This is a genomic window from Arcicella sp. GW458-12-2-14-TSB2 (genome assembly GCF_059423785.1).
Window position 1 is genome coordinate 1 of sequence record NZ_JBWKYN010000058.1, and the last position, 14,447, is coordinate 14,447.

The window sequence follows — 14,447 nt, forward strand, 5'->3', positions numbered from 1 at the left end:
CCCAAATCAAACTATATTACAATTTTAAGTACTTTAACTTTCACAAAACTCAGGGCAACCTATTTTAGGCAAGCACATGTCCTAAATTCTAGCGTCTTTAAGTCTAGCGTCCTTTAGTCCTAAATTCTAGTGTCTTTAAGTCTAGCGTCCTTTAGTCCTAAAACTTCAAGTCCTAAATTCTAGTGTCTTTAAGTCTAGCATCCTTTAGTCCTAAATCTTCAAGTCCTAAATTCTAGTATCTTTAAGTCTAGCGTCTTTAAGTATAGCATCCTTTAGTCCTAAATCCTCCAGTCCTATAGTCTTAACAGATAAATACTAATATTTTAACTAAATCTAAGAATAGTTACAATTTTGAAAATGATTGTAAAAAATAGTGTTAATGAGACCTTAAAATTTGCTTTTTTCAAAGTTATATCTGTAATTTTGCTTACAGAAAAATAACCCATCTTTAATTTTTTTTTAATCTGAGATTTATTGCGAATTCTTACCAAAACCATTTGACATTTAATACATTGGTTTAGGGAACTTTATTTTCCAAAAAATAAGTTCTAATAATTCAAAAAAAATATAATTAAAGTCATGTCTGACGCAATTAAACACGAGTGCGGGATAGCGCTAATCCGTCTTCGGAAAGACTATCAGTATTATATCAACAAATACAACACGCCATTGTACGGTTTGAATAAATTGTATTTGATGATGGAAAAACAAGTAAACCGTGGACAAGACGGTGCAGGAGTTGCTAACATCAAGATTGATGTTCCTCCGGGTCACCGTTATATCAGCCGCTACCGTTCTGTAGAACAAAATGCCGTACCTGATATTTTTGGAAAGATTTACAAGAAATTCCGAAAGGCTCTAAAGGACAACAAAGACAAAGCTAAAGATGCTCATTGGATTCAAGAAAATGTGGCTTTTTCTGGCGAAGTATTTTTAGGACACCTTCGTTATGGAACACACGGACAGAATGAAATAGAGAACTGTCATCCGATGCTGAGACAAAGTAACTGGCGAAGCAGAAACTTAGTAATGGCTGGAAACTTTAACATGACAAATGTTGAAGAGTTATTCGATAAACTGGTTTCGTTAGGACAGCACCCGAAAGAAAAAGTAGATACAGTAACGGTAATGGAGAAAATCGGACATTTTTTGGACGAAGAAAACCAACGCCAATTCGAATATTTTAAAAGTGAATATCATAATCCAGAATTATCGGATGTTATTCAGGATAATATAGATTTACAAAGGGTTCTACAACGTTCTTGTCGTGATTTTGATGGCGGATACGCCATGTGTGGAATGACTGGATACGGAGCAGCTTTTGTAGCCCGTGACCCCGCAGGAATCAGACCAGCATTTTATTATGCCGACGACGAAGTAGTGGTAGTAGCTTCTGAAAAGCAAGCCATTAAAACAAGCTTCAACTGTAATTATGAAGATATTAAAGAGGTGCAACCAGGACACGCTTTAATCATCGATAAAAAAGGAGATTATTCTGAAAAACAATTCATCGAGCCCATCGAAAGAAAATCTTGTAGTTTCGAGCGCATCTATTTCTCAAGAGCTTCAGATCCAGATATTTATGCAGAACGTAAGCAATTAGGACGTTTAGTGATTCCTCAGGTACTCCAAGAGGTGAGCTTCGACCTGAAGAATACGGTATTCTCGTACATTCCTAACACTGCCGAAACAGCCTTTTTGGGAATGATTGAAGGTTTGGAAGACTATCTTGCTAAGGAACGTAAAAAGGCTATCATGGAAGGTGTTTTGTTTGAAAAAGACCTTGAAGATTTGCTCACTTTCCGTCCAAGGGTTGAAAAATTGATTTCTAAAGATGTTAAGCTAAGAACATTCATTACCAACGATGCCGACCGTAATGACATGGTAGCTCATGTATATGATACTACTTTTGAGGTAATCAAGAAAGGCGTTGATAATGTAGTGTTGATTGATGACTCTATTGTTCGTGGAACTACCTTAGAGCGTTCTATCGTGAGGTTATTGGATAAATTAGGCCCTAAGAAAATCGTTATTGTTTCTTCGGCACCACAAATTCGTTATCCTGATTGCTATGGTATAGATATGTCGCGTATGAAAGAATTTGTAGCTTTCCGTGCGGCTTATCAGTTACTGATTGAAAGAAATATGGATGATGTACTAGAAGATACACTAGGGCGTTGTTTAACAGCAATAGAATTAGGAACTGCTCATAAAGAGAACTTTGTAAAAGCTATTTATGAACCGTTTACAACAGAAGAGATTTCAGATAAAATTGCTGAGTTAGTAAAACCAAAAGACTTGAAAGCTGAATTAGCAATTGTTTATCAAACAGTTGATAGTTTAAACAAGGCTTGTCCGAATGATACAGGAGACTGGTACTTTACAGGTAATTATCCAACACCAGGAGGGAACAAAGTAGTAAATACTGCTTTTGTAAACTTTATGAAGGGTGTTGAGATGAGAGCTTACTAGTAGAGCAGCGATATAAAATAAATGAAAACGACTTGCCGAAGATGATTTGGCAAGTCGTTTTTGTTTATCATTAACTAATCCTAGCCCAGTTGCTAGCATTTGCTTTTTGCTGTTCTATTTGTTCTTTAACCATCGCATTTTTGGGTAGGTCTAAGTCATGGTCTTCTTCTAAGATGGCTGTAGCACATTCTCTGGCTACCCTTAATATTTCGCCATCTTTGGCTAGGTCTGCAATGAGTAAATCTATTACGCCGCTTTGTTGCGTCCCTGATAAATCCCCTGGCCCACGTAATTGTAAATCTACATCAGCAATTTCAAAACCATCCGTTGTTCGTACCATGGTTTCTAAACGGATACGGGTGTCTTTAGAAAGCTTTACGTCCGTCATCAAAATACAATAACTTTGTTCTGCCCCACGTCCTACACGTCCACGCAATTGGTGTAACTGTGATAGCCCAAAACGTTCGGCACTTTCAATGACCATAATAGAAGCATTCGGCACATTTACGCCAACTTCAATCACGGTAGTTGCTACCATAATTTGCGTTTCTTTTTTGATAAAGCGTTGCATCTCAAAATCTTTGTCTGCTGGCTTCATTTTTCCATGAACTATGCTAATATGGTATTCAGGAAAAGCCCTTACTATGCTTTCGTAACCATCAGCCAAGTATTTGTAATCTAATTTTTCAGACTCCTCAATCAATGGATACACCACATATACTTGTCGCCCTTTTTTGATTTCATCACGCATAAAACCAAACACATTTAAGCGGTGCGAATCGTAACGATGAACAGTTTTGATAGGCTTTCGACCTTTAGGTAATTCATCAATGATAGAAACATCTAAATCTCCATACAGCGTCATGGCCAAGGTTCGAGGAATAGGAGTGGCCGTCATTACCAGAATATGAGGGTGAATGACAGAGTTTTTCTCCCACAGTTTGGCTCTTTGTGCTACACCAAAACGATGTTGTTCATCAATAACTACAAAACCTAAGTTTTGAAACTGTACAATATCTTCCAAAATGGCATGTGTTCCCACTAAGATATTCAACGAACCATCCAAAAGCCCTTCATGAATACTAGCGCGAGCTTTTTTACGAATAGACCCCGTCAGTTTATCAATTTTAATGCCTAATGAATCTGCAAAATCTTTTAAGCCTTGATAATGTTGGTCTGCTAAAATTTCGGTAGGGGCAATAATACATGCCTGACAGCCATTGCTTATGGCCAAAAGCATACAAATGAAAGCAACAATGGTTTTTCCAGAACCTACATCACCTTGCAAAAGCCTATTCATTTGTTTGCCCGATTTCATATCTTCAAAAATCTCTTTGATTACGCGCTTTTGGGCATTGGTTAAATCAAAAGGAAGATGATTTTTATAAAATTCTGTTACTAAAGTAGTACTCTTAAAAACTTGTCCTTTATAGTCAGTCCTTCTATTCAGCTTTTGTTTGATAAGTCTGAGCTGATTATAGAAAAGTTCTTCAAACTTCAACCTGCGTCTAGCTTGATGTAACCAAGCTTCTGACATCGGCAAATGAATATTATAAACAGCGTCTTTCTTTTCTATCAAACGGAACTTCTGTCTGATATTTTCAGGTAGTGTTTCTCGGATTTGTGAATAGGAGATGTCTAATAAATTGCGTTGCATCGTCGCAATTACTTTAGAATCTATATAGCGTTTTTTTAATTTTTCGGTTAAACCATATACTGGCTGAAAATATCCTCCTTTTTCATTGGCTGGGTTAAGCAATTCCATTTCGGGATGTTGCATTTGTGGGCGACCTTGAAAGAAAGCAGGTTTGCCATAAATAACATATTCTGAACTAGGTCTTAACTTTTTCTCTAAAAAACTTACTCCCTGAAACCACGTTAATTCCATCGTACCCGTTCCATCAGAGAATTGGGCAGTAAGACGAGCCTTATGACCTTCGCCCATTTTCTCCACAAAATGTAGCCTTCCTTTTATTTGTGCTACCTCCATTCCCTCATATAAGTCGGCTATTGTATGGAATTTAGTGCGGTCTTCATACCTGAAAGGATAGTATTGAATTAAGTCGGCATAGGTAAAAATTTGCAATTCAGTATTGAGGAGTAGTGCTCTTGCAGCACCTACACCCTTGAGGATTTCTATGCGGGTATCGAAAAAATTGTTTTGCATAATTTTGCTCTTAATCGCAACGTTATTAGTAAGTTAGTAGTCTTATATTGAATTGCTCCATGAACATATTTGCCTTTGGTTGTTCAAAAGAAATACAATATTTTAGATAGATGATAAACAATTATGTGAAAATACTGATTTTTATATCAAAATATTACCTTTAAGCCCTCTGAATCTCTAAAGAAAATATACTAATTAATACTTCCCCTCTACGCTTTTTTAATAAAAAGACTCTCTCGAATCCAAAAACTATGAAGAAAATTTACGTTGCATTTTTTTGCGTTCTCTGCTTTTTAAGTAGCTTCCAGCTCCGAGCCAATCACATTCTTGGGGGTAATTTTAGTCTTGTCCGAGGGAATACCCATGGTTCATTTACTTTGACTATGCATCTCTATTTCGACAATGCTGTTAGAACAGCTACTGCACAAGACAATGGGATAAAAGTAGGTATTTTTCGTAAAAGAGATAATTTTTTAATGAGGACACTTACGTTGTTCACTGCTGATTTAGCAGGTCGTCCTTTTGTTTATAGTAATGCGGCTTGTGCTACTAATCAGGGATTGAATATTACAGACATCACTTTTTCTGAAAACATAGACTTAAATCCAGATGAGTATAATGATGCACAAGGCTATTATCTGACCTATGACAGATGCTGTAGAAATTCAGCCAACAATATTAGCAATTCATCAAATACAGGAATGTTATTCTATCTGGAATTTCCAGCATTAAAGATAAATGGTGTTGATTTTGTAAATTCTTCTCCAGAATTCACGACGCCTAATGGTGAATATATTTGTAAAGGTAAGCCATTTAGGTTTGATAATTCTGCTACAGATGCTGATGGAGATCAATTACGCTACTCTTTTGTAACTCCTTATAGGGGGTATAGCGTAGGGGGGAATAATATAAATAATCCTATCGGGTCTTCATCTATTCCATTGATTAATTGGAACAGTGGTTATAGTGCCACTAGCGCTATCCCAGCCGAAAGTCCCGGTATGAAAATCGACAACCAAGGAATAATGACACTAACCGCTACCGAACTTGGACTTTTTGTATATTCGGTGATGGTAGAGGAAATTCGGAATGGAGTAGTAATTGGTGTTTCCAGAAGAGATTTCCAACTGAAAGTAATAGATTGTTTTGATGCACCCGCTAAACCAGACATTTTTAAAGACTTATCACCGATTAAAACACATACAGCTACTATCGATTTTTGTGATTATGGATTTGTAGAATTAGCTACAGAAATCAATACGAAATATAGTTATCAATGGCAAAAAAACGATGTTAATCTTGTTAATGAAAATCGTTATAAAATCAGAATTAATGAACCGGGGAAATATACTGTAATAATTGGCTATAATACTGGGTGTAGCGAATCGACAACTTCTGATGAAACAATTGTTAGTAAAGTTGCTGGGGAACAATTTGTGATTAATCCCGATGAAAAAAAGGCTTGCCTTGATGAAATTCCAATTAAATTAAGTATTCAAAAACAAAATGGAAGTGCGTTTTCGCCGAGTGATTATAGTTATCAGTGGACTCGTAATGGCTTTGACATTCCCAATAATAATAGCCACATATTAGAGGCTAATTTATCTGGAGAATACTTAGGTCGGATGAAACAAATAGGAGGTGTTTGCGAATATGAACCTTCATCGAAAGTAACAATCTATGCGCTGCCAGATGCTTTGATAACAAATACGATTAGTAAAAAAGTGATTTGTGATACAGATACTATTCCGCTTGTAGCCAATTTAGGATACAACCTGAAATACGATTGGTTTAAAGATGATGTCTCAATCAAAAAATCAGCTGATAATACCTTAAATGTATTAAAATCTGGAATTTATAAAGTATTAGTGACAGACGACAACGGATGTAAAAAGATGTCTGATACCCTAAAATTTACAGTAAACCCATTAACCCCCATCAGGTTTGATACAATTTATCCTTTTTGTGGTACTACAAACCTAAAAGTTAACTTATTGAACTACGTCAGTCCTTATGATGCCACTAAAGCTAAATTTATAGGCAGAGGTGTAAATGGTACTACCTTTGAACCATTAATTTATGGGTATTCTCCAATTACCTATCAATACACCAATGGTTTTGGCTGTGTATCTAAACTCAATAGAATAACCTTTGTTGATTTAATTCCGAAAGTGCTATTAGGTAACGACCAAATTATTTTCAAGGGCGATACTATTACCTTAAAAAGTATCACTAGCGGAGGTTTTGATAATAATTTGATTTACGAATGGTCTCCAACCAATGGTTTGAACAATCCGAGTATCGCTAGTCCTATTGCTTCACCAAGTATTACTACCGAATACGTTTTAAAAGTAAAATCATCTACAAGTAGTTGTACTAATAGCGATAATATTGTGGTAAAAGTGAAAGCCAAGATTATTGTGCCGACAGGCTTTACACCCAATCAAGACAATGTAAATGATGTTTGGGAACTAGAAGGTATCGAAGAATATCCAAATGCTGAAGTGAAAATTTATAACCGCTGGGGCAACGAAATTTTTAGTACGCTGAGTTATCGCTCTAATCCATTTAATGGGCGAATAGATAATATTAGCTTACCAGCAGCCACTTATTATTACGTGATAAAAGCCGATGCAGACATCCGCCCCATCACAGGATATTTAACCATTGTCAGATAATTTTAAGGGTGAGAGCAGTAAAATGCAGGAATGAGATTAAATTTGCAGTCGGGGACAATATTTTTAGCCCTACAAATCTAAATCATTATGCAAGGATTACTCGATCAACAGTTCAATGAAGGTGGCGTTGTCATTACCAAAGTAGATGACCTTATTAACTGGGCACGCTTAAGCTCGCTTTGGCCTATGGGCTTTGGTTTGGCTTGCTGTGCTATTGAAATGATGCAGACGATGGCCTCTGGCTATGATTTAGACCGCTTTGGTGTTTTTCCGAGACCTTCCCCTCGACAGTCGGATGTAATGATTGTGGCAGGAACAGTTACTTTCAAAATGGCCGACCGTATTCGTCGTCTTTATGAACAAATGCCTGAACCTCGTTATGTAATTTCGATGGGAAGCTGTTCAAATTGCGGAGGACCCTATTGGGAACACGGCTATCATGTAGTGAAAGGGGTGGATAGAATCATCCCAGTAGATGTGTACGTACCGGGTTGTCCGCCTCGCCCCGAGGCTTTGATTGGTGGTTTTTTGAAACTGCAAGAAAAAATCAGAAGTGAAAGTTTAGTAGCTCCGAAGGCATTATTAGACATGGAAGAGGAAGAAGCCAGAAATCAAAAACCAGCATTTGCCATTAATGCCTAAGCAAGATGAACATAGAAAACTTTAAAGATATTCTGATAGAGAAATTTGGAGAAGCGATCATTCTTCAAGCCGACCACCAATGTATTACTGTGCCTACAGAAAACATTGCAGAAGTATGTCAATTAATGCTTGAACATCAAGATTGCTACTTTGATATGCTATCTTGCCTGACGGGTTTGGATAATGGTGTTGAAAAGGCAACGATGGAGGTAATCTATAACCTCTATTCAATCCCTTACGAACATAAATTGATGTTAAAGGTAGTTTTCCCAAGAAATGAAAAAGGAGAAGCTTTGCCCAAAGTGCCTACTGTTAGTAATATTTGGAAAACAGCGGATTGGCACGAAAGAGAAACCTTTGATTTAATGGGAATTGAATTCACAGGTCATCCAGATTTAAGAAGAATTTTATTACCCGAAGATTGGGATGGACATCCACTTCGAAAAGATTATCAGGCCCAAGAATACTATCATGGTATCCAAGTAAAATATTGATTCCTCCTCCTATCCAATGAAAATAAGTGTTGTACTGATTACTTTTAATTCTGAAAAAACATTGGCTAAAGTATTGGAAACAGTAGTTTGGGCAGATGAAATCGTGATAGTCGATTCGGGCAGTGGTGATAAAACGCTTAAAATAGCCGAGCGATATAATGCAAAAGTTATCTACAGAAAATTTGATAACTATGGTGTTCAGAAGAACTTTGCTACCCTGCAAGCTAGCAACGATTGGATACTTTCACTGGATGATGACGAAGAACTAAGCCCTGCTTTACAACAAGAAATACAAAGCCTTTCGCTAGAAGAGACGCCATATCAAGCCTATAAAATTCCTCGCTCTTTAATCTTTCTGGGGAAGCTATTGCGTTTTAGCGGAGAATATAAAAGGCTTACGCTCAGACTTTTCAACCGAAATTTTGGTAATTGGAACACCGAACACGTACACGAAAGCGTTGAGATTCAAGGGAAAGTAAGGGTATTGAAAAACCATATTCTACACGATAGCTACCGTGATTTGACAGACTACTTCAATAAGTTCAATAAATATACTTCACTAGGAGCAAAAACGCTGGCAGAACGTGGCAAAAAAGCCTCTGTTGCCACCATCGTTACTCGTTTCCCTATTACTTTCTTAAAGATTTACCTGCTGAAAGGGTCTTGTTTAGATGGTTACGCAGGTTTTATGTGGGCTTTACTTGCCGCCATGAATCCCGTAATTAAATACGCTAAACTGAAGGAAGCAAAAAATCTTTAGTGGTTTTAAACTCAAAGCCTTCTTTTTGTAAAAAAGCCATCAGCTTATCGAATCGCTCCAACATTTTTTTGCCGTTATTTCTATGTAAGTAGAAAGGATATTTTGCGCCATTAGGTAAATCTGTATAATCTGTAAATTCCCAAGGATGAAAATACAAATGTAAGTAGCCGTCAGCTTCTACTACTTTTTTGCATAAATAGAAAAAATAAGACAAAGGGAAATTATGAAAGGCTATCCAAAACAAAGGTACTCGCCAAGCAGGTGAAACCGAAGCAGGGAAATGAATCAGGTTGTTCTGAGTAAAAAAGGTACGAGAAATATGACGATAATCGTATCGCCCCGGTAAATATGTTGGATTGATAGAGGCATTGTATAAATAGCCAGCATCTAGCAAATCAGCATCCGAAACAGGCGCCATCCTAGGCATTCTAAACCCAACAATTGCTTGTTGGGTAATGTTTTCTAGAATAGCTTTTGACGTACTTAAATCTTCTTTTTTATGGCTAGAATGATAATGATTATGCGAAGCAATCTCATGCTTTTTGCTTAATTCCTTAATCTGTGCTGTTTTTGCCAAAGCATATACTCCCGTACAATAAAAGGTAGCAGTAGCTTGATATTTATCTAATAATGAAACAATGGACTGTAAACCTTGATTAGAAGTGGCGATTTGCTCTTCCATAGGCGGAACACCGCCATATTCAAAGGGCATATCAAATTCTTCTACATCAAAACTCAACAAGGCTATTTTCATGAATATTTTGTTCTTGAACAATGTACAAAGGTCTTTCTTTATTTTGGATTAAAATTTTGCCAATATAAATTCCTAAAACCCCTAATACGATTAAATTTAATCCTCCAAAAAATGCAACCGTCATTAATAACGATGCCCAACCATCAACGGCTTTACCAACCGCAAAGCTATACATTACGTAGGGTAAGTACAAAAATGATAAAAGAGCAAAGAAGAAACCTATATAAATGGCAGTGTATAATGGCTTAATACTGAACGATGTAATACCTGCTAATGCCAAGCGCAACATTTTTGAAAAAGTATATTTACTTTCTCCAGCAAAACGCTTGTTGGCTTTGTATTTAATCGTTGCTTGGTCAAAGCCAATCCACTGAATCATCCCTCTTAAAAATACATCTTGTTCTTTGGTATTTTTCAAGGTTTCAGTTACCTGTCTGTCAATCAAGCGGAAATCAGCTTGTCCGGGTTCTAGTTTTAGGTCACTTACTTTATTCAGGATTTTATAGAAATTCTTGCTAGACTGTCTTTTGAACCATGATAAATCTTGGTCTTCTTCACGAAGCGTATTGACCATGTTCACTTTTTTAGAAAGCCAAATATCAATCAAATCTGGAATCATCTCTGGCGGATGCTGTAAGTCGCTATCCATCATGATAATAGCATCAGCATTGATGCTATCGATACCCGCCTTTAAGGCTATTTGTTGCCCAAAATTTCTTGAAAAAGAAATATATTTTACAGATTCGTCTTTATGGGCTAGTGTTCTAATGACAGCAAGCGTATCGTCTTTACTACCATCATTGACAAAACAAAACTCAAAATTATAAGGTAATTTATCTATTACTTTTTTTACGGCATGGTAAAAAACTAAGAGGTTTTCACCCTCATTGTATGCCGCCGAAAGGATACAAATGTTTATTCTTGACTGATCCATAATGATTTAATTTCTGAGGTTTCACTTAAAAAAAGTTGATAAATACAAGCAAACCAAACCAAGCAACACGGCAAGGCTTTGATTGAGTAAACGATAAACTTCATTCGCAACCAAGCTGGCAGAATATCTGTTGCTGAAAGCGAAGTAAAGGCTACAACTGTAAAAAGTAACATCCAAACCCATCGTTCCACAGGATGCGCCTGTGTAATAAACCAGATTGCCACACCAGCCACCGCAATAATAAAAGTTGGGGATTCGGATGATGATGAAAAAATGACTACAAAAATGGATAAGGAAGCAAGGTATCTTAATTGAAAGAGTAAGTTTTTATATTGTTTAAATCTTAATAGAGGAAGTACTTGTAAAATAAAACCAGGTACAAGAAAGAACAGATTAGAGAGGTTAGGGAAACCGCCTACTCTTCTGACAAAACCCATCAGCGAAACATCTTGCATACTCGTACCAACACCATTTTCAACGCCTTGATTTTCAATGTTTTTATGAACCAAGCTATTGAACCAATCGTAATATGATTGTACTACAAATTCAGGCGAACTGATAGCCATGGGTAAAACAAAAAGGATAACGGCCCACATAATAGCATATCCAATGTATTTTAGCTTGCTATCTGAAAATACCCAGAAAGCTAACCCTACGATGCCATATAGCTTTACAAAGACGCCAATCATTACAAAAAGTGTTGCCCATATTACTTGGTCTTTTTTTACATAATACCACGAAAGTATTATCAAAGCCACAACACTAGGATTTACTTGTAAATTATGAGATGAAGTGTTTAAATCGACGATACAAATGGCTAATAAAATCCATTGATAGGCTGGTTTTATAGGCAATAAAGCAAACGCTTTGTAAAGTACAAAAGCATGGAATGCTACCCAAATCGGAATGCCGATTACATCAGGAATGAATGTAAAAGGCATAATAATCAAACTAAACAACGGTCCATAATGATTAGAATCAAAATATTCCTGTGGGTATAATTCGTATAAATTATTAAAGTGTATGAGGTGCGTAAATACACCTTTAAAAATATTGTAATTATTTATTGAATGAAGTCGCCATTTCATAAAGCCAGCAACAACAGGCAGTAAAAACCACAAAATTGGAAGTAGCTTTCTTTTGTCTTTCAGAACAGAAAATGTCATTCTATTGTATTTGTTTCCTTTGAGCAATTAGTTTTACCTTACTTGTGTTCAATAATCGTGCTATTTTTAACAAACATGAAGTTTATTAGGATAGAAACGACAAAGTGCTATTATTGACGTTAATTGGTTCAATAAGGTTGGACTGGACATAACAAAATTGATAAGACAAATTCTGAGAAGAATTGCGCTGATACACACGGTGCAAGAAAACCTTTTGCCAGAAAGAGTAGACAGTGTTGAGCACATATTCTACTTGAGAAATCCTTATTCCAATTACAGAAAAAGGGTTTGGTAGTTTTAATGATTTAATCATAAAAGCAATTAGTATATATCCTAAAGAGGTTTCAAAGCCTTAGTGGGAGCTTCTAAACAAAATTAATATTTATCTTTCACAATTTAGTGTTTTTTGCCTAATCATTCAAGTACTATATTGCAGATATTTATCAAAGCAGAAATAGTCAATACATTTTACTAAATTTGTAGCAGTTATTTTTGCTTTTACTTTCAAATCTGAAACAATTTTCATTGAAAACTTACTTTCGTATTCTTCAATATGCAGAGTCTCTAAGGGTGTTTGCATTTCCATATTTTTTATTTTCATTACTGGCGAGCTTGTTCGGCATTTTAAACTTTACGTTACTAATTCCTTTGCTTGATGTATTGTTTGATAAAGTGCAAACGGTTGATTTAGAGAAGTTTAGTAAAAAGCCTGAGTTCTCGCTTGAATCAGATTACTTCAAAGAAATCTTTAATTATTACTTCTACCAAATCATTGATTTATACGGTAGAATGGGAGCCTTGAAGTTTGCTTGTATCGCCATCATAGTATCGGTGGTGTGTTCAAATATCTTTCGATATTTATCTCAAAGAATCCTGAAAACAGTAGAGGCTCAGACCATTGCATCTTTGCGTCAAGCCATTTTTGAGAAAACTCTTAACCTACATTTTGGTTTTTTTAACAATGAACGCAAAGGGAATTTGATGGCGCATCTTACTACGGATGTGCAAGAGGTTGAAAACTCTGTTGGTAGAGCTTTTACGGCAAGTTTCAAAGAGATTTTTACACTCATTATGTACTTTGTTTTCTTGTTTAATATGTCGGTAAAATTGACATTGTTCTCCTTGTTGATTTTGCCTATCTCAGGGGGGGTAATTGCGACTATCAGTAGAAGATTACGACGTGCTGCTCGTGATGTACAAGAACGCCAGAGTGCTATGATTGGTACACTCGACGAAGTATTTGGAGGAATGAGAATCGTAAAAGGATTTAATGCTGAAAAGGTAGTAGCCGAACGTTTCAAAGTAGAAAACTATGGCTATAAAGCAGCAGTATTACGCATGGTATATCGTCAGGAAATGACATCTCCTGTTTCTGAGGCTTTGGGAGTAACCGTTATTGCTGGGATTTTATTATATGGAGGTACGCTCGTGATTAATAATGACGAAAGCCTAAGTGCCTCAACGTTTATTTCTTTTATCATTTTGTTTTCACAAGTAATGCGACCTGCTAAGGTAATTGCAGATGCTTTTAGTGGCATACAAAGGGGAATAGCTTCGGCAGAACGAATTCTGAAATTGATTGATACAGTACCTGCTATCCAAGATGCGAAAGATGCTGTTGATATACCTGAGTTTAAAGAAGAAATTGAATTCAAAAATGTAAGCTTTGAATACCAAACGGGGAGAAAAGTATTAGATAATATTTCATTCAAAATCCAGAAAGGGAAAACAGTTGCTTTGGTCGGTACATCAGGCGGAGGGAAATCAACCCTAGCCGACCTAGTACCAAGGTTTTATGACCCTACGGAAGGACAAATTTTGATGGATGGCATAGACCTAAAACATATTCGATTAGCGTCTTTAAGTAAACAAATCGGTATTGTAACACAAGAATCTATTTTGTTCAATGATAGCGTAGCCAACAACATTACTTTTGGTTCTGTGGCTAGTCAGGCACAGATAGAAGAAGCCGCTAAAATTGCCAATGCTCATCAATACATCACACAGTTGACTGATGGCTACGAAACCTTTATTGGCGACCGTGGTGGAAGGCTTTCTGGCGGACAACGTCAGCGATTGAGTATTGCCAGAGCAGTGTTGAAAAACCCACCTATTTTGATTTTGGATGAAGCGACTTCGGCCTTAGATACAGAATCAGAAAAATTGGTGCAAGAAGCCTTAACGCATTTGATGAAAAATCGTACTACGCTAGTAATTGCCCACCGACTTAGCACGATTCAACACGCAGATGAAATTTTGGTAATTAATCACGGAAAGATTGTAGAAAGAGGAACCCATAGTGAACTTTTAGAAAACGAAAATGGATTTTATAAGAAGTTAAACAGTATGCAGGAAACGTAGATAGCTATTAGCTATAATT

10 protein-coding genes are annotated in these 14,447 nt (G+C 36.4%); 6 read left to right on the plus strand and 4 right to left on the minus strand.

Going from position 1 to position 14,447, the window contains the following annotated elements:
• Window positions 1-579: 579 nt before the first annotated feature.
• Window positions 580-2,472: an amidophosphoribosyltransferase gene (locus AC07XN_RS10395; RefSeq protein ID WP_309915429.1), complete on the plus strand. Its 1,893-nt coding sequence runs from the start codon at window positions 580-582 to the stop codon at window positions 2,470-2,472.
• Window positions 2,473-2,542: 70 nt separating this feature from the next.
• On the opposite strand, the gene recG is transcribed toward AC07XN_RS10395, so the two are convergent.
• Entirely contained in the window at window positions 2,543-4,639 is a 2,097-nt protein-coding gene (recG, locus tag AC07XN_RS10400; RefSeq protein ID WP_494743013.1) for an ATP-dependent DNA helicase RecG, read from the minus strand.
• 383 nt (window positions 4,640-5,022) lie between these two features.
• Here recG and AC07XN_RS10405 point away from each other — a divergent pair, with 383 nt between their 5' ends.
• The 4 genes from AC07XN_RS10405 (at window position 5,023) to AC07XN_RS10420 (ending at window position 9,213) form a co-directional block, all read left to right on the plus strand.
• Window positions 5,023-7,317, plus strand: a complete 2,295-nt coding sequence (locus AC07XN_RS10405; RefSeq protein WP_494743014.1) for a T9SS type B sorting domain-containing protein — start codon at window positions 5,023-5,025, stop codon at window positions 7,315-7,317.
• Between the two features lie 87 nt (window positions 7,318-7,404).
• Window positions 7,405-7,959, plus strand: a complete 555-nt coding sequence (nuoB, locus tag AC07XN_RS10410; protein ID WP_309915445.1) for an NADH-quinone oxidoreductase subunit NuoB — start codon at window positions 7,405-7,407, stop codon at window positions 7,957-7,959.
• A 5-nt stretch (window positions 7,960-7,964) separates the two neighbouring features.
• Window positions 7,965-8,453: an NADH-quinone oxidoreductase subunit C gene (locus AC07XN_RS10415; RefSeq protein ID WP_309915447.1), complete on the plus strand. Its 489-nt coding sequence runs from the start codon at window positions 7,965-7,967 to the stop codon at window positions 8,451-8,453.
• Between the two features lie 16 nt (window positions 8,454-8,469).
• Window positions 8,470-9,213 (plus strand): glycosyltransferase family 2 protein, encoded by a 744-nt coding sequence (locus AC07XN_RS10420; protein WP_494743015.1) that lies wholly within the window; start codon window positions 8,470-8,472, stop codon window positions 9,211-9,213.
• On the opposite strand, the gene AC07XN_RS10425 is transcribed toward AC07XN_RS10420, so the two are convergent.
• The 3 genes from AC07XN_RS10425 to AC07XN_RS10435 are packed head-to-tail and all read right to left on the minus strand — an operon-like array spanning window position 9,185 to window position 12,067.
• Window positions 9,185-9,967, minus strand: coding sequence for a polysaccharide deacetylase family protein (locus AC07XN_RS10425; protein ID WP_494743016.1), 783 nt, complete (start codon window positions 9,965-9,967; stop codon window positions 9,185-9,187). The genes AC07XN_RS10420 and AC07XN_RS10425 overlap by 29 nt on opposite strands.
• Window positions 9,942-10,901 carry a glycosyltransferase family 2 protein gene (locus AC07XN_RS10430; RefSeq protein ID WP_309915456.1) on the minus strand — a complete coding sequence of 320 codons (960 nt, stop codon included), beginning with the start codon at window positions 10,899-10,901 and terminating at the stop codon, window positions 9,942-9,944. Before AC07XN_RS10430 ends, AC07XN_RS10425 begins: the two co-directional genes overlap by 26 nt.
• Window positions 10,883-12,067, minus strand: coding sequence for a glycosyltransferase family 87 protein (locus AC07XN_RS10435; RefSeq protein ID WP_309915459.1), 1,185 nt, complete (start codon window positions 12,065-12,067; stop codon window positions 10,883-10,885). Before AC07XN_RS10435 ends, AC07XN_RS10430 begins: the two co-directional genes overlap by 19 nt.
• A gap of 525 nt (window positions 12,068-12,592) precedes the next feature.
• Here AC07XN_RS10435 and AC07XN_RS10440 point away from each other — a divergent pair.
• Window positions 12,593-14,428, plus strand: coding sequence for an ABC transporter ATP-binding protein (locus AC07XN_RS10440; protein ID WP_494743017.1), 1,836 nt, complete (start codon window positions 12,593-12,595; stop codon window positions 14,426-14,428).
• Window positions 14,429-14,447: the final 19 nt, after the last annotated feature.

Coding starts and splice junctions, on each gene's coding strand:
- nuoB (WP_309915445.1), top strand. CDS start 7,405: ATGCAAGGATTACTCGATCAACAGTTCAATGAAGGTGGCGTTGTCATT.
- AC07XN_RS10435 (WP_309915459.1), bottom strand. CDS start 12,067: ATGACATTTTCTGTTCTGAAAGACAAAAGAAAGCTACTTCCAATTTTG.
- AC07XN_RS10405 (WP_494743014.1), top strand. CDS start 5,023: ATGCATCTCTATTTCGACAATGCTGTTAGAACAGCTACTGCACAAGAC.
- AC07XN_RS10415 (WP_309915447.1), top strand. CDS start 7,965: ATGAACATAGAAAACTTTAAAGATATTCTGATAGAGAAATTTGGAGAA.
- AC07XN_RS10425 (WP_494743016.1), bottom strand. CDS start 9,967: ATGAAAATAGCCTTGTTGAGTTTTGATGTAGAAGAATTTGATATGCCC.
- AC07XN_RS10395 (WP_309915429.1), top strand. CDS start 580: ATGTCTGACGCAATTAAACACGAGTGCGGGATAGCGCTAATCCGTCTT.
- AC07XN_RS10430 (WP_309915456.1), bottom strand. CDS start 10,901: ATGGATCAGTCAAGAATAAACATTTGTATCCTTTCGGCGGCATACAAT.
- AC07XN_RS10420 (WP_494743015.1), top strand. CDS start 8,470: ATGAAAATAAGTGTTGTACTGATTACTTTTAATTCTGAAAAAACATTG.
- recG (WP_494743013.1), bottom strand. CDS start 4,639: ATGCAAAACAATTTTTTCGATACCCGCATAGAAATCCTCAAGGGTGTA.